Source organism: Saccharothrix sp. ST-888, assembly GCF_000955975.1.
Lineage (GTDB): Bacteria > Actinomycetota > Actinomycetes > Streptomycetales > Streptomycetaceae > Kitasatospora.
The window spans coordinates 1-21,449 of sequence record NZ_JYJF01000001.1; the positions used below are offsets into that span (position 1 = coordinate 1).

The window sequence follows — 21,449 nt, forward strand, 5'->3', positions numbered from 1 at the left end:
CCGCGAAGCCGACGGCCGAATGGCGGTCTTCGTCCTCGGACCCAACGGCAACTCCATCGCAGTACGCGAACAGGTCGCACCGTCGGCCGGCTGGGGCGACTGGAACGGCTCCTTCGGCACCGCGTCCGCGACCGTGAACGTCAGCCACAACGCCGACGGGCGCATGGAGGTGTTCGCCCTCGCTCCCGGCGGCGCGAACATCTCGCACATCTGGCAGACCGCGCCCAACGGCGGCTGGAGCGCGTGGAACGGCGACGGCACCTTCGGCAGCGCCGCCTGGACCGGCCCGTGACCCGTTCGAGAGGAGCAGTTGAGACCGAGATGTCAACGTCAACCCCCCGCCCCCGCTCCTTCCGGCGAGCGCCGGGAGAGGCGGCCCGCGTTCTGCTGCTGGCCGTCGCCCTCATACTCGCCCTGGCGGGAACCGGCCTCGTCTCCGCCGGCACCGCCTCCGCCGACTCGGCCCTCGGCGGCCCGATCACCCGCGGTGAGATCCTCGCGCGAGCCCAGTACTGGGTCGACAACCAACCGGGCCCCTACGACGGGCAAGGCCACTCACCCGGCCCCGGCGGCGACTTCGACTACCGCCGCGACTGCTCGGGTTACGTCTCGATGGCCTGGCACCTCGACGCCAACGCCTGGACCGGGTCGCTGTCGGACACCTACTCGTACGCCATCGCGCGCAGCGACCTGCGCCCCGGCGACATCATGGACAACTACAGCGACCACGTGTTCATCTTCGACCGGTGGCTCGACGCCGACGGCGGCTTCTCCTACTACACCTTCGGGTCGACGCCGGTCCAGCACCTGACGGCCAACATCAACGACGCCTACCTCGACGGGCACCCCAACGGCTCCTACAGCGCCCGCCGCTACAACAACGTCATCGAGGACAGCGCCGCCAAGCCGCATCCGTACCCGTCCGGCCGCGTGGTGTCCGGCCGCGACACGGACGGCCGGCTGGAGACGTTCGCCGCAGGCCCGGACGGCGTCTGGCACGCCTGGCAGACGGCGGTCAACGGCAGTTGGTCGGACTGGGTCAAGGTGGGCGGACCGGCCAACGCCCAGCTGGCGATAGCGCCGAACCAGGACGGCCGGCTCGAGGTGTTCGCGGTGAACGGGGCCGAGCTGGACCACATCTGGCAGAACGCGCCGAACGCCGACTGGTCGGCCTGGGCCCGCCTCGGCGGTGGCGGGTCCCGCATCGCGGCCGGCAGCAACGCCGACGGCCGGATCGAGGTGTTCGCCTCCAGCGCCACCGGCGTGTTCCACACCTGGCAGACCGCACCCAACAGCGCCTTCGCCGACTGGGCCGGCCTCGGCGGTCCGGCCGACTCACGACTCCAGTTGGAGAACGCGCCGGACGGCCGGCTGGAGGTGTTCGCGCTGTCGGACACCACGTTCGGCCACCTGTACCAGACCGCGGTCAACGGCGACTGGTCGGCATGGGAGAACTTCGGCGGCGGCGGGCACGGCCTGACGGTCGGTCACGACGCCGACGGGCGCCTGGAGGTGTTCGCCTCCAACGCCACCGGCGTGTTCCACCGGTGGCAGACCGGCCCCACCACCTGGTCGGACTGGACCGGCACCAACGGCGGCGCCGCCAACTCCGAGCTCTCCTCCGCCCGTTCGACCGACGGCCGGGTCGAGGTGTTCGCCATCAACGGCAGCACCGCCACCCACCTCTGGCAGACGGCCGTGAACGGCGACTGGTCGGCGTGGGAGACGTTCGGCACCGGCGGCACCGAGATCACGACGGCCGACAACCAGGACGGCCGGATCGAGGTGTTCGCCACCAGCGCCACCGGCGTACACCACCGGTGGCAGACCGGATTCAGCGCCTGGTCCGAGTGGGCCTGGCTGAACGCCACGGCCGGCCCGTCCATGGCCTGACGACCGGCACACGCCGAAGGCGGTTCGACGATCCCGGGCGCCGCAGGTGGGGCGACATCTCACAGGGTGTCGATGCGGCGGCCGGTGATCTGTTCGGGCTGGATTCGGATCCACAGGTGGCGGCCGCCACCGGGCCATGGCTCCGTGCCCGGTAGTTGGGCGAGGTGCTGGATGGTCTCGGGGTCGTCGATGTGCTGCGCCGTGCCGACGATGAGGACACTCCAGCCCCGGCTCAGGTGATCGTCGATGTGGTCCGCCTGGAAGGACATCTCCGTGTCGGCCTCGGGGTCCGCTCCGCCCTGTGGATTCGTCCGGTAGACGATCGTTCTGGCGTCGATCGTGTAGTTGACGGGGAACACCGTGGGGCCCGGCCGGACGGGCAGGGCGATCCGGCCGATGCCGTGGGTGCCGAGCTTCTCCCAGCACTCCGGCTCGGTGAGGTGGACGAGGACGGGGCGGGGCGCCGGCCCGGTCTGCCCCGACGGAGCGTCGCTGCGCCCTTCGAGCAGTTCCCGGCGGGTCAGGTGAAGTGCCGCGGCGATGCGGACGAACCCGCCGGGATCGAAGCCGGGCCCCACCTCGATCAGATGCCGCAGGTAGCCGGGTGCCATGGCGGCATTTTTCGCCAACATCTCTTCCGTCAGGCCGAGTTGGGCGCTCCGATCGGCGATGCGCCGCGCGATGGCGCCCGGATCGGGCCGCTGTGCGGCGGCGGCGGGCTGGGCGTTCTCGTTCACGGTGGCTTCTCCCTGCGTGTGCGGTGAGGTGCGGTGGGTCCCGGGAAGGGCGACCTTCAGGGGTGCCGTTCTGCCCGGCGTACGTGACGACGTCGTAGGCGTCCGGCAGCCCGCCGGGCCCGGAGCGGCGGATGACCCGCCCCCCGGCCCGGCCTGTGGCAGGTGAACGCCTTCATGCCCCGATCACTCCCGTCGGACGTCGTTCGGGCGGCACGGCTGTGCCCTTTCCCTTCACATCAAGGGTTCTCCAGGAAGCCGATGCGCGCCACGGACCTGATGGTCGCCACCCACCCGCCGGGGCCCGCACGTTCCGGCGGCCGGGGGCGGAGGCCATGCCCGGGAGGCCGGGCGTGTCAGCCACCGTCGACGTCCAGCACCTCGGAGAGCGGTAGCCGGGGGGTGGGCTCGCCCTCCGGTCCGTGGCCGAGCCGGATCAGGATCTGGACGCACCCCGGGCCCAGGTGCGGATCGCGGGCCTCCCAGCGCAGGTAGGGCCACTCCATGGCCTGGTGCAACAGGGAGGCCCTCACCTGGTGCACGGTCGCCGTGAGCAGCACGTTCTCCAGCGCCAGCCCGGCGCGCAGCCAGTCCTCCCGCCGGTCGCGCTCGGTGGCGAGCACCGCGATGCACGGCTCGTCCTCGAAGGTTTCGGGGTGCAGGTGCTCGGCGGGCCGGAGGGCGGAGTAGTCCCGCATCGGCATGCGTCCGGTGGCGTCCTGCGGGCCGAGGGAGGCCGCCGGGAGGCCGTACGGGCCGCCGTCCGGCCCCTGGATCCAGCGGCGGCTCTCGCTGCGGCGCGCGGGGTCGGTGGTGCTGCGGCGCTCGGCCTCGGCGGTGAGGTGGAGCAGCCTGGCCGTCTCCTTCCGGTCGGGGAAGTAAAGCATCGCCCGCTCCGCGTGCGCGGCCTCGACGAGTTCGCCGCGTACGCCGGTGGCGATCGGCGGGCCGCCGAACGGGGTGCGGACGGTGTGCCGGTGCCGGATCGCTTCGTACAGCTCGGCCGTACCCGGAGGCTGCACCTGGGACGGCTCCTCCAGGCGGACAGTGGCCAGCAGGCCGGGTTCGGCCGGGTCGGGCAGCAGGCGCACCTCCGGCGCCCAGCCGAAGTGTCGGGCAGCGGTGCGGAGGTTGAGCACCGCCGCGCCGACCGAGATGTGCAGGGCCCGGCCGTCGGGGTCGATGGTCGGCAGCGACCGCTCGGACACGGAGCGGACTTCGAGGGTGTCCGTCCCCGAGCACAGGCGGAAGTGCCAGGGCTGGGTGTTGTGAATGGACGGGGCGGCCACGGCGGCGGAGACGAGCTTCTCCAGTGCGGCGGCGTCCGGGGACATGGCGGCCATGGCGGTCTCCTGGTTGGTCGGGTCAGCCTGCGGTCGGCCCTGATCCGGATCGCAGGACCTCCAGGCGGTGGCGGTACTCGTCCGCGTCGATCTCACCCCTGGCGAAGCGTTCGGCGAGCAGCTGCTCCGGCGTGGGCCGGGCGGGTGGCCGGCTCTGCGGCCAGGCGGCCGGGTACTGCTGCGCCCGGCCGAGGTAGCGGGTCAGGGCGACGATCCCGAGGACGATCAGTGCCCAGAAGAGCACCATGCTGATGGCCAGCAGGCCGAAACCCCAGCCGTTCGTTCCATGGTCGTACCAGTACATGATCGCGGGCTCCTCGCTTGTACGCGGTGAGGCGGATGCCCTCACACCTATCGTGCGACCGAACCGATCGGCGGCGCTCGGGTCGTTCGGATCCATCCGCCGATCCGCACGGATTCGGAGCGGGGCCGGGTGCCGGATTCGGCCCGGGAAGGGTTCGGTGTCCGCTGCGACGGCGGCTCGGGCTGCGGCCGCGCACCGAGCGGGACGTCGCGCCCCGAGTCGTCGTACGGAACGCGGCAGCGGTGGCACTGCACTGCCCCCGGCCGCTCACTCCGGGCGGACGATCACCACCGGGCAGGTCGCGTGGAGCGCGCACTGCTGGCTCACCGAGCCCAGCATCGCCCGGACGAAGCCGCCCCGGCCGCGGTTGCCCACCACCAGGAGCTCGGCGTCGTTCGCCGCTTCGAGCAGCACGGCGGCCGGGTGGCCGAGCACCAGGCGCCCGTTCACCTTCACCGGGCAGGCGTCCCCGAGCACCTCGCGCAGCTCGGTGGTGAACGCCCGGCGAGCGGCCTCCTCGTCGAGAGTGGTGTCGACCACCGGCGCCGACCACCCGTACGCCACCGGGGGCTCCCACGCGCCCACGGCATCCACGGTCCCGCCGATCAGCCCGGCCTGCCGGACGGCCCAGCGCAGCGCGGCACCCGAGGAGGGCGATCCGTCGACGCCCACCACGATGCGGGGAGCCGAGTCATTCGTATCCATACCGAATCACCTCGCTGCACTCGGGGGTACCTTCCACGCTGCGCTCGCAACGCCGGATCCGCGAGCGGTGTCCCGACCGTCCTGGGGCACCACGGGAAAGGCGGTAGGCCCACCGGTCGGCCGATCCCGCCGACGCGGAAAGCCCCGGGCCGGAAGAGAATGTCGGTTGACCCGCTTCCGGTCCGACCGGCGCCCTGCCGCGAGACCGGGAGCAGCGGACGGGTCGCGCGGCCCTGCCGCCCTCGGCCACCCGCCTCCGACCGGGGGCGGCGGCCACAGCACCCGGTGGAGGAGCCATGACAGCCGCCAGCGAACGCCGTCCGATCGTCCTCGGCGTCGACGCCCTCGACCGGGGGCCGCTCACGGCGTCCTGGGCGGCCGCCGAAGCCGCGCGCCGGGACCTGCCGCTACGGCTGGTCCACATCGTCCCCCCGAGGGTCCACGATCGCCACGGCTACGGCGAGGCGTACCACGCGGACCTCCGGCAGCGGGGTCGGCAGCTGCTCGACGAGACCGCGGCGGTGGCCCGGGAGAAGCATCCGGACCTGGAGATCTCCAGCGAGGTCGTGGACGGGAGCGCACGCCGGGTGCTGCTCCGTGAGTCGGCGCACGCCGAGCTCGTGGTCCTCGGGTCATGGAGCCTCTCCCGGGCCGAGGAGGTGCTCAGTGCGCACGCGGTGGCCGCGCCCGTGATCGCTCGGGCCGCCTGTCCGGTGGCCGTGGTCCGCGATCCGGAGCACGTCACCCAGGACCCGCTCTACGTGGTGGTCGGGGTGGACGGCAGCCGGTCGTCCGCCGCCGCCGTGGACTGGGCCTTCGACCTCGCCTCACGGCGCGGCGCCGGCCTGCGCGCCCTGTGGGTGTGGCAGCCGCCGCAGTTCTTCCACGCCGACGAGCACGCCGTGCTCCAGCAGGTGCGGCGGACGCTCTACGAGACCACGGCCGGGCGGACCGGCAGGTACCCGGAGGTCGAGCTGACCCACGAGGTGCTCCGCGGCCACCCCGTCGAGGAGTTGGCCAAGGCGTCGGCCCACGCGCTCGCACTCGTGGTCGGGCGGCGCGGACACGGCGGCTTCACCGGCATGCAGCTCGGCTCGGTCCCGCGCGGACTGCTGCACCGCGCCCACTGCCCGGTGGTCACCGTGCCGTCGGAGCAGTGACCACCGGGCACCGGCCCTCCTCGGACGCGGTCCAGGCTCAGGCCCGGGCTCAGGGGAGGACCTCGACTGACTCGCCCGGTGGCCGGTGCAGCTGGTTGAGGTAGGCGTAGGCCGGGCTGCGGGTGAGCAGTTCGTGGTGGGTGCCGTGGGCGGCGACCCGTCCGTGTTCGAGCAGGACGATCCGGTTGGCGTCGCGCACCGTCAGCAGGTTGTGCGAAATGATGATCGTCGTGCGGCCGGCCATCAGCAGGCGCAGGGGGCCCATGATCCGCCGGGACGACTCGGCGTCCAGACCCGTGGTGGGCTCGTCGAGGACCAGGACGGGGGCGTCCCGGATCATCGCGCGGGCGATGGCGAGCCGCTGGCGCTGGCCGCCGGAGAGCAGCCGGCCGCGCTGGCCGACCACGGTGTCGTAGCCGTCCGGAAGCCGGCTGATGAACTCGTGGGCGTCCGCCGCCCGCGCCGCAGCGCGGATCTCGGCCTCGCTCGCCCCGGGTCGTCCGTAGGCGATGTTCTCCCGGGCTGTGCCGTGGAAGACCAGCGTCTCCTGGAGGACCACCGCGACGTTCTCGCGCAGTTCGGCGAGGGCCAGTTCACGGATGTCGAGCCCGTCGAGCCGTACCGCCCCGTCGACCGGGTCGTAGAAGCGCAGCAGCAGCTTGGCGGCGGTCGACTTGCCCGCACCGCTCGCTCCCACCAGCGCCAGGGTCTCCCCCGGCGCCACCGTGAACGACACATCCGACAGCGCGAGCCGGTCGACCTCCGGGTAGCGGAAGGAGACACCGTCGAACTCGACGCCGCCCCGGGCGCGGCCGAGCGTCCGAGGGTGCTCGGGCTCGGTCACCTGCGGGCGCTGGTCGAGCAGTTCGATGATCCGCTCCGCCGAGGCGGAGGCGGAGTAGAACGTGTTGCCGAGCCCGGACATGCCCTGGATCGGACCGTAGAGCCTGCTCAGCAGAGCGAGGAAGACCATCAGCCCACCCAGCGAGAGCCGTCCGTGCACGAGTTCCCAGGTTCCGAGGCCCATCACCACCATGCCGCCGGTCAGTTCGATGAAGTCGACGGTCGGGCCGTACAGCGCCCCGATCCGGGTCGAGGCCATCGCCGCGTGGTACCGGCCGACACTCTCCCGCTGGAACCTGGCGTGCTCCCAGTCCTGCCGGTTGTACGCCTGGACCAGCGCGATGTTGCCGAGCGTCTCCTCGGTGACCGCACTGATCGATCCGCTGCGCCGACGGCGCTCCCGGGAGGCTTCCCTGATCAGCCCTGCGAAGCGGCGGGCGGTGAAGAAGAACATCGGCGCGGCGATCAGCGCGACCAGCGTGAGGTCCCAGCGCAGCACGAGCAGCAGGCCGACGTAGATGCCCAGCCGTGCGACCTGGGCGAGGGCGCTGACGATCCCGGAGAGCAGGAAGGTCTCGACCGCGTCGACGTCACCGGTCACCCGGGACAGGACGTCGCCGAGCCGACGGCGTTCGAAGAAGCCCAGCGACAGCCCCTGGATGTGCCGGAACACGTCCGACCGCAGGCTCAGCAGAAAGCGCTCGCTGACCCAGGTGGAGGTCACGCTGTCGGAGAAGGCCAGCACACCGGAGATCAGTGTCAGCCCCGCGAAGGCGAGGGCGATCGGCAGGAACAGGCTCAGGTTGTGCGGAACGAGCATGTCGTCGATCACGATCTTGAACAGCCAGATCTCGGCCGCCTCGACCACCGGACCGGTCACCACCAGGGCCAGCAGCACCGCCAGCCAGCGGCGGCCGCCTCTGGTGTACGGCCAGAAACGCCGGAAGATGTCCCGAAGTGGAACCGGTGGCGCGGCGGCAACCACGTCGGACGTTTCGGCGACGGTGAGCAACCGCCGCACAGCCGACCGTACGCTGCGTTTCCTCGTCATCTCACGGCCTTTTCGCTCGTCCCCGAGCCCGGTCGTTCTCAGCCGCCCGGAACGCTGCCGGAACAGCAAGGCCGGGCACGAATGCCCGGCCCGCTCTCACAGAGTTTGGATACTCACCGAGTTGGATAGTCACTAACGCCCGTATCCGCCACGTCCACCGCGGCCGCCGCGACCGTAGCCGCCGTCGCCCCAGTCGCCGTCGCCCCAGTCGCCGTCGCCCCAGTCGCCGCCTCCACGGCCTCCATAGCCGCCATAGCCGCCGAAGTCGCGGCCGTAGCCACCGCGGCCTCCGCCGCCGTATCCTCCGCCGCCGCCGTAGCCTCCGCCGCCGTCGCCGCCTCCACCGTCACGGCCGAACGAGATGAATTGTCCGAGGAATGCCATGATCAGACCTTCTTTCGAAGCCTTCCCCTTCAACCCATCCTCATACTCGACCGGGGCAAACACAACCGGAAACAGGGGAAAATGTGAAGGTTTAATGACTTTCTCCAAAATGGCCAATTGACCAGATCCTGACACAACTTTTGGGCAGGACACAGCGAGTGGCGAACCGTCACCGCACGGCGCGAGGAATGGCAGGCCGTCACCCGGTGACCCACCGACAGGTCCGGCCGATCTGCGAGGATCAGCGGGATCCGCCGCCGTCCGCAGGGAGCAGTTCCGAGCACCGTCGCCGCCGGGGCCCTCTCCGTCCTGCTCCTGCCGGCGGCGCCGACCTTCGCCGTCGCCAGGCCGCGCGTGCGGCCCGAGGCCGCCGCTGCGGTCCCGGCCGCCGCCGTCGTGGCGACCGGCGCGCTCTCCCCCGCCGAGGCCTGGAGCCAGACCCGGGCGCTGCTGCCGGCCGTCGGGTTCCCGGCCGCCGTCCTGATGCCCGCGCAGCCGTGCGCCGACGAAGAGCGGTCTCGAACCCCCGCCGATCTGCTGGCGGTCGCCGCCGGCGGCCTGACCTTCACCCGGTTCGCCGCGCTGACGGGCCCGGCCCGGGCGGTGGCGTTCACCCTGGCGGTGCTGGCAGCCGCCCTGGCCGGGGCCCTGGTCCTGGGCGTACGAGCGCTGGGGCAGCGGCGCACCACCGCGGCCGGGCCGGTCGGCGCGACCTCACCTACGTCGGTGCCTACGTCGGTTCACTGGCGACCCTGCTCCGGCGGCGCGTGCTGCGCGACCACGGCACCGACCCGACCCTCGGCGACTTCACCCGCCTCGGGCTGCTCACCACACCCGCCACCACGCTCGCCGCCACCGTGGCGCTGTTGGTGGACACTCACCGCGGTCGGCGGGTGACCGTACGCGCACGCCGGGCGGCGGCCTGGCCGTTCGGGCCGGCCAGGTCCCAGGATGGGGGGTACGGCCCGGTGCCGCGGCGGGAGCACGGCACTGTTCCACGGACCCACAGATCCACAGATCCACAGATCCACAGATCCACAGATCCACGGTGCAGGTACGGCGCTGTTTCACGAGGGAGGTACGGCCCGATGCCGGGACGAGGTGTAAGTGGGGACAGGTCGCCACGGCTGCTCGTGCTGCGCCACGGCAAGTCCGCCTGGCCCGCCGATGTGCCGGACGGCGACCGGCCGTTGGCGCCGCGCGGCCGTCGCAATGCGGCCGAGGTCGGCGACCGGCTGTTCGCGCTCGGCCCGCTGCCCGATCTGGTGCTGTGTTCGCCGGCCCGGCGCACCCGCGAGACCTGGGAACTGGTCGCGGCGCGCTGGGCGGTCGCGCCCACCGCGGAGTACGACGGACGGCTGTACGGCGCGCAGGCCGGGGAACTCGCCGACGTGCTGCGCGCAGTACCCGCAGCGGCACAGACCGTGCTGCTGATCGGGCACCAGCCCGCCGTGCAGGAGTTGACCTCGGCACTCGCGGGCTCGGCAGTCGGCGACAGCCTGGAGCGGGTCCGCGAGAAGTTCCCCACCTGTGCGCTGGCAGTACTGGAACTCGACGGGCCCTGGGCCCAGTTGGCGCCGGGGGCGGCCCTGCTGCGGGACTTCACCACGCCGCGCCACCACCGCGACCTCCCGCACGGTTGACTCCCGCACCGGCCGACTCCCACGAAGACCGCACCATCGACAGTGTGATGCAGGTAACATCGCGGCACGGCTCGGCGACCGGTCGGTTCGCCTGCCCGAGAGGAGAGCGAGACCTGACATGTCGGAACTGTTGGAACGGCATCGCGCAGTCCTGCCGGCCTGGCTGGCGCTCTACTACGACAGCCCCCTGGAGATCGTGAGCGGCAAGGGGCGCCACGTTCAGGACGCCGACGGGGTGAGCTATCTCGACTTCTTCGGCGGGATCCTCACCAACATGCTCGGGTACGACATCCCCGAGGTACGCGAAGCGGTGGAGCGCCGGCTGAGGACGGGTGTGGTCCACACCTCCACGCTCTACCTGATCCGCTCCCAGGTGGAGCTGGCGGAGAAGGTGGCGCGGCTCTCCGGCATCCCGGACGCCAAGGTCTTCTTCACCAACTCCGGTACGGAGGCGAACGAGACGGCCCTGCTGCTGGCCACCCACGCCCGCCGCTCCGACCAGGTGCTCGCCCTGCGCAACAGCTACCACGGCCGGTCGTACGCCGCGACCGCCGTCACCGGGAGCCGGAGTTGGAAGAACTCCTCGCTCTCCCCGCTGAATGTGCACTACCTGCACGGCACCGATCGCGAGCGGTTCCCGCAGCTGTCGGACCGGGAGTACGCGCGGTTCTGCGTCGAGGATCTGCGCAGCTGCCTCGCCACGGCCACCGCCACCGATGTCGCCTGCCTGCTGGTCGAGCCGATCCAGGGCGTCGGCGGGTTCACGGCCGTGCCCGACGGGCTGCTGCGCGAGTTCAAGCAGGTCCTGGACGAGTACGGGATCCTGCTGATCTCGGACGAGGTCCAGACCGGGTGGGGGCGCACCGGGGAGACGTTCTGGGGCATCGGCGCCCACGGTGTGACGCCGGACGCCATGACCTTCGCCAAGGGGCTGGGCAACGGCCTCGCGATCGGCGGCGTGGTCGCGCGGGGCGACCTCATGGACGGACTCCCGGCCAACGGCATCTCCACCTTCGGCGGGAACCCGCTGGCGACGGCAGCGGCCAACGCCACCGTCGACTACCTGCTGGACCACGACCTCCAGGCCAACGCGCACCGGATCGGCAGCCGGCTCATCGCGGGCCTGCGCGCGGCGGCCGAGAAGCTCCCGACCGTCGGGGCGGTCCGTGGCAAGGGCCTGATGTTCGCGGTCGACCTGGTCGACCCGGAGGACGGACAGCCGAGCCCGGCACTGGCGGCGACCGTGCTGGAGGAGGCCAGGAAGCGCCGTCTGCTGATCGGCAAGGGCGGTCTGCACGGCAACACACTGCGGATGGCACCGCCGCTCACGCTGACCGACAGCGAGGCGGAGGAGGGGCTGGCCGCGCTGATCGACGCACTGGAAACGGTGGACCGGGCCGACCGGTAGCCCCGGACGGACCGGACGGACCGGACGGACCGGACGTAGGCGATCCCGGCTGCCGCCCGGATCCGGGCCGATGTGGTCCGGATACGGGCGGCTGCTTGCCGGGTCAGCCGCTCCCGAAGCAGTCGTGGGCGACCTCGAGGAAGTGCAGCAGCAGCGGGTTCGGGTCGTCACGACGCCAGCCGATCGCCACCGTGGTGCGCGCGGTGCCGGGTTCGATCCTGCGGTACGCCACACCGCCGAGGCGGATCCGGCGGATGCTCGCGGGGGCGAGCGAGACGCCGAGCCCCGCCTCCACCAGGGCGGCGACCGTCTGCCACTCCACCGCTCGCTGGGCGATCGCGGGCTCGAATCCCGCCGCCCGGCAGAGGCCGACGATCCGGTCGTGGACCGTCGGCCCGATGGCGCGCGGCAGCAGTACGAACGGCTCCTCTGCCAACTGCTTTACGCGTACGGCGCGTTGGGCGGCCAGCGGGTGGGTGGACGGCAGTACGGCGACGAAGCCCTCGGAGAGGATCACCCGCGTGTCGAGGTCAGGGGCGGCGGGCGGCTCCCGGAGCAGACCGACGTCGATCTCCCCTTCGTGCAGGGCGGCCACCTGCGGCGCCGTGGTCATCTCCCGGATCTCCAGGTCCACTTGGGAATACCGCTCACGGTAGCTGCGCAGCAGCGCGGGCAGCACGGTCAGCGCGAGCGAGGCGGCGAAGCCCACCCGGAGCCGGCCGGCCGTGCCACTGCCGATCCGCCGGGCGGCGTCCAGCCCGGCGGCGAGCTCGTCGAGCGCGCGGCGCGCCGCCGGCAGCAGCTCCCGGCCGGCCGGGGTCAGGGAGACTCCGCGCGGGCCCCGGGCGAAGAGTGGATGCCCCACCCGTTCTTCCAGCCGCCGGATCTGCTGGCTCAGCGGCGGCTGCGCGATGCCGAGGCGGACGGCGGCGCGGCCGAAGTGGAGTTCCTCGGCGAGCACCGCGAAGACGTGCAGCTGGTGGAGCGCGAGTTCGGGGCGGTCCATAGCGCCAGAGGTATCACACGGAGCGATCCGAAGTATTGGACGTATGGCGGCCGGTCCTCCTAGCGTTCACCGCATGACAGAGCGACGCGCGATCCTGAGCGGTTCGACCTTCGAGGAGCAGATCGGTTACGCCCGGGCCGTGGTGGACGGGGACCGGGTGCACGTCTCCGGCACCACCGGGTTCGACTACGGCACCATGACCATCTCCGACGAGGTGGTGGAGCAGGCCGAACAGTGCCTGCACAATATCGGCGCGGCACTGGCCGAGGCCGGCTGCTCCTTCGCCGACGTGGTCCGGGTCCACTACCTGCTGCCCGACCGTGCGGACTTCGAGCCCTGCTGGCCGGTCCTGCGCCGCTGCTTCGGCGAGATCCGGCCGGCCGCCACGATGATGGTCTGCGGTCTGGCCGATCCGCGGATGAAGATCGAGATCGAGGTGACGGCGCGGCGGTCGCCCGGACAGCAGGGCAGCGCGGGGCGCTGAACTGCGCGCCTCCCGACCACGAACACCCCGCCGCCGCACCACTCTCCGCCTCGGCACCTCCCAATCACGGCCTTCCGTCACACCCCTTCCGCCACAGCCCTTTCACCGGACGACCTTCCCGGCCGCCCGGACCGGTGGAGTCCGCATCGACCGCACCACCACCGGGTACACCACCCAGCGTGAAATCCCGAGCACGGAAGGTGACGACCATGCGACTCTGGCGAAACGTTCAGTCCTGGCGGCGGAGTTGGCGGTCCCGGTGGTCCGGACAGGACGACCAGAGCAAGCAGGGTGGGCAGGGCGAGGGCGGGCCCACCGCGCACCGCGTGGTGTTCCAGGCCGACTTCGGCTCGACGCAGCAGTGGATCGCCGGGAGCTCCAGCGCCTATCCCCGGATGGGTCCGACCAACCGCGGCGACCACAAGCTGGACCACCTGACCAACCGGTACTGCCCCGACGGGCGGTTCACCGCGACGCCGCGCCCCGACGGCCTCTGGGACTGCAACCTGCTGACCACCGAGGGCAGTCCGGGCGCCTTCCAGGTGCGCACCGGCGACACCCTCCAGGCCCGGGTCACCCTGCCGGTCGGCCTGGGCGCCTGGCCCGCGATCTGGACCTGGCGCAACGGCGACAACGAGGTGGACGTCTTCGAGTACCACCCGGACAACCCCGGCCTGCTGGAGCTCTCCAACAACGTCCGCAACGGCCACCGTTACTGGACCGACCCCACCGGGGCGGTGGCCCCCGGGGCCACCGCGGACCTGCGGGTGGTGCTCGGCGCGAGCTCGGTCCTCTGGTACGTCAACGGTGTGCTCGTCTTCTCCGACGGCCGCGGTGTCGGACCGTCCTGGCAGGCGTACCTGATCGTGAACCTCTCGGTGAGCGACGGCACTTACCACCCACGCCCAGGTCCACGGCAGCGAGAACTCTCCTGGACCTGCCACTCGCTGTCGGTCACCCGGGGTTAGCCGCCCCCTGTCCCGGACCGGATCGGATCGGCACGCAGATCCCCAGCGGGCCATGGTCTCTGGCTCGGCATCAGCCATTCGGAGACCGACCCGAAGAGGGGTACCTGTGATCACCGTGTCGGCCCGGCTCAGGCCGGCGGGTCAGGGCCGGACGATCGGGAGCAGGACCTCGTCCACGATGGCCTCCGCCCCGGATCCGCTGGATGCGCCGAGCCCCAGCTTGGCCCGGTACAGCATCAGCGCCGGGGCCACGTCCACGACCAGCGGGGTGACGGCCTCGGGCCGCACCTCGCCGCGGGCGACACCACGGGCCAGGACCTCGGTGATCAGGCGGGCCGTGGGGTCGACCACGCGGGCCAGGACCAGCTCCAGCACGGCGCGGGCCCGCTCGCGGTCGGCCTCGTTGATGACGGCCCGCGCCGCCGCGCCCGGCTCGGAGAGCATCGCGGCCCGCATCCGGGTGAGCAGTTCCACCAGGTCGGCACGGAGGCTGCCGGTGTCGGGCGCGGGGCCGGCCGGGGGCAGGCAGGCGCGCAGGGCGTCCAGGACGAGCTCCTCCTTGGAGGACCAGCGCCGGTAGAGGGCCGCCTTTCCGGTCTGCGCCGCGGCGGCTACGCCCTCCATGGTGAGCCAGGCATAGCCGGAGTCGGCGAGACAGCCGAGGGTCGCCTCGAAGATGGCGTTCTCCAGCACCCGGCCGCGCCGCCGGACCGGGGCGCCCGTCAGCCGTCCGCAGGGAGGTTCGGCCTGCTTCTGCACCGCTGCTGCACCTCCTCGGAAGATCTCCACGACGACCGTCCAGGACAGCCGCCCGCGACGGACGTCCACCATGGACACACCCAGCACGGACACCCGCCGACATCCACGGCAAATGTCGGCATTGACTGTTGTGCCCCTATGTCCCCGGCGGCTAGTCTCGATTCTAGTGAACGTCGTCGTTCACTCCCAGCCCCCAGGGGACACCGCCATGGCCTCTTCAGCCGCCCTGGCCCAGGCTCCGCCCGCGCGCGCGAGACGCGGCCGGCACCCAGGAATCGCCCTCACCGTCATCGCCGCCACCCAGTTGATGGTGGTACTCGACATCACCATCGTGAACGTCGCGCTGCCGCACATCCAGCAGGCCCTGGCGTTCTCCACGACCGGCCTCTCGTGGGTCGTCAACGCCTACACGCTGACCTTCGGCGGGCTGCTGCTGCTCGGCGGCCGGACCGGTGACATCCTCGGCCGCCGCCGGGTGTTCATCGTCGGCATCCTGCTCTTCAGCCTCGCCTCGCTGCTCGGCGGCGTGGCCACCTCGGCCACCTGGCTGCTCGCCGCGCGCTCGCTCCAGGGGGTGGGCGCCGCCATCGCCTCGCCGACCGCGCTCGCGCTGATCGCCACCAACTTCGCCGAGGGCCGGGCCAGGAACCGCGCTTTCGGGGTTTACTCGGCGGTCGCGGCGGGCGGCGGTGCGATCGGGGTGCTGGCGGGCGGCATGCTCACTTCGTGGCTGTCCTGGCGCTGGGTGTTCTTCGTCAACGTGCCGATCGGCATCGCGATCGCCCTGCTGGCCCCGCTGTACATCAACGAGTCCGACCGGCACCCCGGCCGCTCCGACCTGACCGGGGCGTTCGCCGCCACCCTGGGCACGGCCGCGCTGGTGTTCGGCTTCATCCGCGCGTCCGAGCACGGCTGGACCGACGGCTGGACACTCACCGCGTTCGGTGCCGCGCTGGTGCTGCTGCCGTTCTTCCTGTGGCACGAGCGGCGGACGCCCCAGCCGATCACGCCGCTGCACCTGTTCCGCAACCGCAACCGGTCCGGCAGTTACGCGCTGGCGCTCTGCCTGTCCGCCACCATGTTCAGCGTCTTCTTCTTCATCACCCTGTTCGTGCAGGACGTCCTGGGCTTCAGTCCGCTCAGCGCCGGATTCGCCTTCCTGCCGATCAGCGCGGCCATCGTGGTCGCCGCGCAGGTCGCGGCCCGGAACCAACTGCGGCTGGGCCCCAAACCGTTCATGGTCTGCGGCTCGCTGCTGGTGCTGGGCGGGGTGTTCTGGCTCAGCCACACCTCCGCGACCAGCAGCTACACCGGTGGTGTGCTCGGCCCGACACTGCTCTTCGGCTTCGGCATGGGCTCGCTCTTCGTGCCGATGATGCTGAACGCCGTCTCGGGAGTCGCCCCGTACGAGACCGGCGCGGCCACCGGTACGCTCAACGCCACCCAGCAGGTCGGCGGTTCGCTGGGGCTGTCCATCCTGGTGACCGTCTACGGCGCGGCGAGCAGCAGCGAGGCCGCCCGGCAGGTCGCCCACCTGCTGCACCACGGCACGACGGCGCAGCTCGCGCGGTTCAGGGCCACCGGACGTCTGCCCGCGCCCTACGCCCAGCAGGTCCTGGTGCACGGCATCGCCGGCGCGTTCACCATGGGCCTGGTCTTCGCCGTGCTCGCGGTACTGATCGCCGTGTTCGTGGTCCAGGTCCGCCCGGCCGCCCGGCCCGCCGGGAGCAAGTGACCGGCGGAGGTACGGGCAGCGGAGGTACGGGCAGCGGACGTACGGCCCGCCGACATCGAACGCTGGTGCGCCGTTCACCCGTCCGCGGTGGCGGACGGAACGGCGGGTTGTCAGGCTGCGGTCAGGCCGTGAGAACGGCGTCGACCGAGGGGCACTGGGTCGGCCGAGGGGCACTGGAGGGGAAGACATGGCCGTACGGACTCGCCCGCGGGCGGCGGCGCTCGCCGGACTGCTCGCGGTCGTCGCACCGTTCACCATGGGCGCGGCGCAGGCCGACCGGGCGGCAGCCGGCCTGCCGCTGGGGTCGGCGGGACTGCCGGAGACCCGCACCACGCAGACACTGGCCGACGGGGTAACGCTGACCACGATCGTCCGGGGCCGGGTCGCGCCGGGTGACCACTGGACGGTGGACGTGGCGATCCCCAGCGGCGAACTGCCGCCCTCGCCCGACCCGGACGCGCCGGCGTCCGTCCTCGGCACCAGGGCCGGGGCCACCGCCGTCGCGGCCCGGCTGACGAAGGCGGGCTACCGGCCGTCGGTGGTCGAGGAGAAGAACCCGACCTACCGGGACCTCCCGGCGGGCTCGCAGGGCTTCACGGTCCAGATCGGCGGTTTCGGCGACCAGGACGCGGCCAACGCGGCTGCCAGGCGGCTGAAGCCGCTCGGCTTCAAGGGCGTCAGCATGTTCACCGGCGGCGAGCGGACCCAGACCGCCGGGCCCTGGGTCCTGCACGAGCTGGTGATCGACCCGCGCCGTTTCAAGGGCCGGATCGAGGAGTCCCACGGCCCCGGCCAGACCGGGCGCCGGACCACCTCCCAACTGGCGCTCTCCGGCAGTGCGTTGGCGGCGGTCAACGGCGGGTACTTCGTCATCGACCCGGCCGCCGGAACGCCCGGCCAGTCGATCGGCACCGTGGTCGAGCACGGGAAACTGCTGCACGAGGCGACCGACGGCCGGATCAGCGCCATCCTGCGGGACGGCGGCCGGCGGGTCGAGTTCGCCGAACTCACCACGGCCGTCGGGCTCCGCCAGCAGAGCGGCGTCCACCCCGTGGCGGGCCTCAACCGCACCCCCGGCCTGATCCCCAACTGCGGCCAGCCCGGCGACCGGCCCAGCCCCGCACCGCTGATGGACGTCACCTGCACCAAGGCGGACGAGACCGTGGTCCTCACCCCGGAGTACGGCTCCGCGCCCCCGGCCGGACCCGGCGCCCAGGCGGTCGTCAGTCCCGCCGGTACCGTGGTGTCGGTCGGCCCGCGCGACGGCAGGCCCGTCCCGGCCGGTGACACGGTCGTGCAGGCGATCGGCACCGAGGCCGGGTGGCTCACCGGCAGCCTCCCGGTGGGACGGCACGTCACCGTGGAGAGCACGGTGACGGACGGCCGGGGCCGGGAGGTGCGGTTCGGCCCGGACGACTCCGTGGTCGGTGGCGGTCCCAAGCTCCTCTCCCAGGGGGTCCCGGACATCCGCCCGGTCGCGGACGGCCTGGTCCACCCCGGCGAGCCGTCCTACTTCTACGGCTGGGGCATCCGCCGCAACCCGCGCACCGCGATCGGCACCGACCGCAACGGCCGGATCATCCTGCTCCAGACCGACGGCCGCCGCCCCGGCTACAGCCAGGGCCTGTCCCTGGACGAGGAGGCCAAGGTGCTGCGCGCCCTCGGCGCGGTCGACGCGATGAACCTGGACGGCGGCGGCTCCTCGGCCATGTACACCGCCCACACCGGCCTGGTCGGCCGGCCCTCCGACCCGGGCGGCGAGCGCGCGGTCGGCAGCGCGGTGCTCGTCCTGCCGGCGGCCGCGCGGCACTGACGGCACTGACGGCACTGCCGGTACGGAGGGCACTGCCGGTACTGCCGGTACGGAGGGCACTGCCGGTACGGAGCGCTGCACGCGGCACGGGGGCGACGGGGTGGCGGCCGCCGGCCCCCGGTCGTTACGGCCGGTCGGCCACCGCGTCGGTACGGCGTTCGAAGACCGTCGGACGGGCCGTGCGAAGCGCGGTGGCCAGCGCGCCGATCAGCACCGCGTCCTCCCCCAGCCGACTGGGCGCCAACCTGGGCCGCAGTGGCGAGAGTTGGTGCAGCGTCCGTTCCATCCGGCCGAGCAGCAGGTCCGCGCTCTGACCGACGCCGCCGCCGAGCAGGACCAGGTCGGGGTCGAGGACTGCGGACACCACGGCGACCGCGTAGGCGAGTTGGTCCGCCTCACGCTCGACGGCGGCCAGCGCGGCCGGGTCTCCGCGCCGGGCGGCGTCGAAGACCTGCCTGGCCGTCGACGCTCCGCGCAGACCCAGCGACTTGGCGGTACGGACCACGGACTCGGCCGACGCGACCGACTCCAGCGTCCCCGGCACACCGTCCGCACCCCCTGCCGCCGCCATCGGCATCGGCATCGGCATCGGCATCGGCAGGAACCCGATCTCCCCCGCCGCACCGTGTGCACCGTGCTGGAGCCTGCCGCCGGACACCACGCCCAGCCCGAGGCCGGTACCGATCAGCAGGTAGACGAAGAGCCGGCTGCCCGCGCCCGCACCGCGCTCGTACTCGCCGAGGGCCGCCAGATTGGCGTCGTTGTGAACGCTGATCACGGTGTCGAGGCCGGAGCGGATGCGGTCGAACAGGCCGCGTCTGCCCCAGCCCGGCAGGTTGCGGGCGAAGTGGACGCGCTGCTCGTGCTCGTCCCACACCCCCGGGGTGCCGATGGCGGCGTGCACCACGTCCCCGGGCGTCAAGTGGGCCTCGGCGATGGCGGCGTGGGCCTCGGCGATCACCGCGTCCGCGACCGCGTCGGCGCTGCGTCCCCGGTTGGGGGCGTCACGGCGGGCGACGGTCTCCCCCGCCAGGTCGGCCACGGCGACCCGCAGCCGGCCCCGGCCGATGTCGATGCCGAGGACGTACCCGGCCGTCGGGTCCGGCTCGTACAGCACGGCGACCCGACCGCGCTCGGGGGCGAGCAGCCCGGCCTCGCGGGCCAGTCCCGCGCGCTCCAGCGCGGCGAGCGCGGCGGAGACGGTGGGCTTGGACAGCCCCGTGTCCCGGGCGAGTTGGGCCCGGGAGGCGGAGCCGCAGGCGCGCAGCCGTTCCAGCAGCAGCCACTCGTTGTTGCTGCGCAGCCGCTGCGGGCTCCACGGCTGCCCGGGAGCCGCCGCCTCGGCGGGTGCTCCCGGCGCTGCGTCGGACCCGGCTGCCGGGTGGGCGCCCATGGTTGCCTCCGTTGCCTTCCTGGGTGTCGCGGTCGCTGCCGGCGCCGTCACTGGCGACGTGTGCTACCGGTGTACGTACCGCCGGTGTACGTACCCCTGTCGCAGGTACGGCAGCAGTACGTGCCACCCTATGCGGCCCGTTGGCGGCCCGTGGGACTCTCCGCCGGAACCGACCGGGTTCGGCGCCGACTCTTGACGCAGTAAGTAAGGATCCTTAACTTAAGCCCCCTCACTGGTCGTTCAGACCTTCTCCCCTCCCCTGCGCACGGAGGTTCCCCGGTGCCCCCAGAACTGACCCGAAAGATCGGCCTGTTCCAGGCCACTGCCATCAACATGAGCCAGATGTGCGGGATCGGACCGTTCGTCACCATCCCGCTCATGGTGGCCGCCTTCGGCGGGCCGCAGGCCGTGGTCGGCTGGATCGCCGGGGCGTTACTCGCTCTCGTCGACGGACTGGTCTGGGCCGAGCTCGGCGCCGCGATGCCCGGTTCCGGTGGCAGCTACGTCTACCTTCGCGAGGCTTTCCAGTACCGCAGCGGACGGCTGATGCCGTTCCTCTTCGTCTGGACCGCGATGCTGTTCATCCCCCTGATCATGTCCACCGGCGTGGTCGGCTTCGTGCAGTACCTCGGCTATCTGTGGCCGGACATGTCCAGGGGGCAGGGCGACCTCGTCGGTCTGGCCGTCATCGGGCTGGTGGTTCTGCTGCTCTGGCGGCGGGTGGAGAGCATCGCCCGGATCACCGCCGTGATGTGGGGCGTGATGATCACGACGGTCGCGGCGGTGATCTTCGCCGCCTACACCCACTTCAGCCCGTCCCGCGCCTTCAGCTGGCCCGCGCACGCGATCGAGCTGACGCACGGCCAGTTCTGGATCGGGTTCGCCGCCGGTCTGACCATCGGGATCTACGACTACCTCGGCTACAACACCGCCGCCTACCTCGGCGCCGAAGTGAAGAACCCCGGCCGGGTGATGCCGCGCGCCGTCATCCTCTCCATCCTCGGCATCATGGCGATCTACCTGCTGCTGCAGATCGGCGTACTCGGCGTGATCGACTGGCGGGAGATGCTCGACCCCGCTTCGGTCGCCTCCCAGTCGGTGGCCTCCGCCGTCCTCGAACGCACCTGGGGCAGCGGGCCGGCCGACGTCGTCACCGTGCTCATCCTGATCACCGCCTTCGCCTCGATCCTCACCGGGCTGCTCGGCGGCTCCCGGGTGCCGTACGACGCGGCGCGCGACGGGGTCTTCTTCCGCTCCTTCGGCAGACTCCATCCCCGACACGGGTTCCCCGTCCACGGGCTGGCCGCCATGGGCGCGGTGACGGCGGCCGGGTTCCTCCTCAGCCGGCACCTCGGCAGCAGCGCCGAACACCCGCCGCTGACCATCCTGATCGACCTGCTCACCACCGTGATGGTGCTGGTCCAGGCCCTCGCCCAGATCCTCGCGGTGACGGTCCTGCGCCGACGCCAGCCCGGCCTCGCCCGCCCGTACCGGATGTGGCTCTACCCGGCGCCGAGCATCCTCGCCGCGATCGGCTGGCTCGTCATCTACGGCTACGCCGACCGCAACTCACCCGGCTTCCACCCCATCGAGTGGTCGCTGGCCTGGGTCGCGGTCGGCGCTGTCGCCTACCTGGCCTGGTCGCGGACCGAACGGATCTGGCCCTTCGGCCCGAAGGAGGTCCGCGAGGAGTACCTGGAGCAGCCGGCGGAAGCGTCGGTCTGACCGCCCGACGGTTCCCGATCGGTGGTTCCCGATCGGTGGTTCCGCCGACGGCCGCCGTGGCCCGCACCCAAGGGAGCGGGCCACGGCGGCCCGGACGG

At 72.3% G+C, this 21,449-nt stretch carries 20 protein-coding genes; 11 read left to right on the forward strand and 9 right to left on the reverse strand.

The genetic code is table 11. From position 1 onward, the window contains the following. Positions 1-292 (forward strand): hypothetical protein (locus tag UK12_RS00005; RefSeq protein ID WP_442973768.1); only part of this gene is annotated, 292 nt, incomplete at its 5' end. A 29-nt stretch (positions 293-321) separates the two neighbouring features. After that, positions 322-1,893, forward strand: coding sequence for a hypothetical protein (locus tag UK12_RS40800; protein ID WP_197084423.1), 1,572 nt, complete (start codon positions 322-324; stop codon positions 1,891-1,893). Positions 1,894-1,952: 59 nt separating this feature from the next. Here UK12_RS40800 and UK12_RS00015 read toward each other — a convergent pair whose 3' ends face one another. From UK12_RS00015 to UK12_RS00030, 4 genes are all read right to left on the reverse strand, one after another. Further along, complete coding sequence (locus UK12_RS00015) at positions 1,953-2,630, reverse strand: pyridoxamine 5'-phosphate oxidase family protein (protein ID WP_045298045.1); 678 nt, start codon at positions 2,628-2,630, stop codon at positions 1,953-1,955. 353 nt (positions 2,631-2,983) lie between these two features. Further along, entirely contained in the window at positions 2,984-3,970 is a 987-nt protein-coding gene (locus UK12_RS00020) for an Acg family FMN-binding oxidoreductase (RefSeq protein ID WP_045298047.1), read from the reverse strand. Between the two features lie 22 nt (positions 3,971-3,992). Continuing rightward, positions 3,993-4,274, reverse strand: a complete 282-nt coding sequence (locus tag UK12_RS00025) for an SHOCT domain-containing protein (RefSeq protein WP_197084424.1) — start codon at positions 4,272-4,274, stop codon at positions 3,993-3,995. Between the two features lie 267 nt (positions 4,275-4,541). Further along, positions 4,542-4,979, reverse strand: coding sequence for a universal stress protein (locus UK12_RS00030; protein ID WP_045298049.1), 438 nt, complete (start codon positions 4,977-4,979; stop codon positions 4,542-4,544). A gap of 296 nt (positions 4,980-5,275) precedes the next feature. On the opposite strand from UK12_RS00030, the gene UK12_RS00035 reads away from it, so the two are divergent. Next, positions 5,276-6,139 carry a universal stress protein gene (locus UK12_RS00035; protein ID WP_045298051.1) on the forward strand — a complete coding sequence of 288 codons (864 nt, stop codon included), beginning with the start codon at positions 5,276-5,278 and terminating at the stop codon, positions 6,137-6,139. Between the two features lie 49 nt (positions 6,140-6,188). Here the strand turns inward: UK12_RS00035 and UK12_RS00040 are convergent, their stop codons facing one another. Together UK12_RS00040 and UK12_RS39280 are read right to left on the reverse strand one after the other, a co-directional pair. Next, on the reverse strand, positions 6,189-8,033 hold the full coding sequence (locus UK12_RS00040) for an ABC transporter ATP-binding protein (protein WP_045298053.1): 1,845 nt from the start codon (positions 8,031-8,033) through the stop codon (positions 6,189-6,191). 132 nt (positions 8,034-8,165) lie between these two features. Continuing rightward, on the reverse strand, positions 8,166-8,534 hold the full coding sequence (locus UK12_RS39280; protein WP_156178466.1) for a hypothetical protein: 369 nt from the start codon (positions 8,532-8,534) through the stop codon (positions 8,166-8,168). 237 nt (positions 8,535-8,771) lie between these two features. On the opposite strand from UK12_RS39280, the gene UK12_RS00050 reads away from it, so the two are divergent. The 3 genes from UK12_RS00050 (at position 8,772) to UK12_RS00060 (ending at position 11,468) form a co-directional block, all read left to right on the forward strand. Continuing rightward, on the forward strand, positions 8,772-9,314 hold the full coding sequence (locus tag UK12_RS00050) for a hypothetical protein (RefSeq protein WP_045298057.1): 543 nt from the start codon (positions 8,772-8,774) through the stop codon (positions 9,312-9,314). Between the two features lie 236 nt (positions 9,315-9,550). Continuing rightward, positions 9,551-10,060 carry a SixA phosphatase family protein gene (locus UK12_RS00055; RefSeq protein ID WP_231590969.1) on the forward strand — a complete coding sequence of 170 codons (510 nt, stop codon included), beginning with the start codon at positions 9,551-9,553 and terminating at the stop codon, positions 10,058-10,060. A gap of 118 nt (positions 10,061-10,178) precedes the next feature. Then, the gene (locus tag UK12_RS00060; protein WP_045298061.1) at positions 10,179-11,468 is read left to right on the forward strand and encodes an aspartate aminotransferase family protein; all 1,290 of its coding nucleotides are present in this window, start codon (positions 10,179-10,181) and stop codon (positions 11,466-11,468) included. Positions 11,469-11,571: 103 nt separating this feature from the next. On the opposite strand, the gene UK12_RS00065 is transcribed toward UK12_RS00060, so the two are convergent. After that, positions 11,572-12,474, reverse strand: a complete 903-nt coding sequence (locus tag UK12_RS00065; RefSeq protein WP_045298063.1) for a LysR family transcriptional regulator — start codon at positions 12,472-12,474, stop codon at positions 11,572-11,574. A 73-nt stretch (positions 12,475-12,547) separates the two neighbouring features. Between UK12_RS00065 and UK12_RS00070 the strand changes: the two genes are divergently transcribed. Beyond that, positions 12,548-12,958 carry a RidA family protein gene (locus UK12_RS00070; RefSeq protein ID WP_045298065.1) on the forward strand — a complete coding sequence of 137 codons (411 nt, stop codon included), beginning with the start codon at positions 12,548-12,550 and terminating at the stop codon, positions 12,956-12,958. Positions 12,959-13,167: 209 nt separating this feature from the next. Next, entirely contained in the window at positions 13,168-13,926 is a 759-nt protein-coding gene (locus UK12_RS00075) for a hypothetical protein (protein WP_197084425.1), read from the forward strand. A 141-nt stretch (positions 13,927-14,067) separates the two neighbouring features. On the opposite strand, the gene UK12_RS00080 is transcribed toward UK12_RS00075, so the two are convergent. Beyond that, positions 14,068-14,778, reverse strand: a complete 711-nt coding sequence (locus tag UK12_RS00080) for a TetR-like C-terminal domain-containing protein (protein WP_231590970.1) — start codon at positions 14,776-14,778, stop codon at positions 14,068-14,070. A gap of 115 nt (positions 14,779-14,893) precedes the next feature. Between UK12_RS00080 and UK12_RS00085 the strand changes: the two genes are divergently transcribed. Both UK12_RS00085 and UK12_RS00090 read left to right on the forward strand, forming a co-directional pair. Next, complete coding sequence (locus UK12_RS00085) at positions 14,894-16,420, forward strand: MFS transporter (RefSeq protein WP_045298068.1); 1,527 nt, start codon at positions 14,894-14,896, stop codon at positions 16,418-16,420. A gap of 187 nt (positions 16,421-16,607) precedes the next feature. Next, positions 16,608-18,233: a phosphodiester glycosidase family protein gene (locus UK12_RS00090; protein ID WP_045298070.1), complete on the forward strand. Its 1,626-nt coding sequence runs from the start codon at positions 16,608-16,610 to the stop codon at positions 18,231-18,233. Between the two features lie 124 nt (positions 18,234-18,357). Here the strand turns inward: UK12_RS00090 and UK12_RS00095 are convergent, their stop codons facing one another. After that, positions 18,358-19,626, reverse strand: a complete 1,269-nt coding sequence (locus UK12_RS00095) for an ROK family transcriptional regulator (RefSeq protein WP_082119156.1) — start codon at positions 19,624-19,626, stop codon at positions 18,358-18,360. A 279-nt stretch (positions 19,627-19,905) separates the two neighbouring features. Between UK12_RS00095 and UK12_RS00100 the strand changes: the two genes are divergently transcribed. Continuing rightward, positions 19,906-21,351, forward strand: coding sequence for an APC family permease (locus tag UK12_RS00100; protein WP_045298072.1), 1,446 nt, complete (start codon positions 19,906-19,908; stop codon positions 21,349-21,351). Positions 21,352-21,449: the final 98 nt, after the last annotated feature.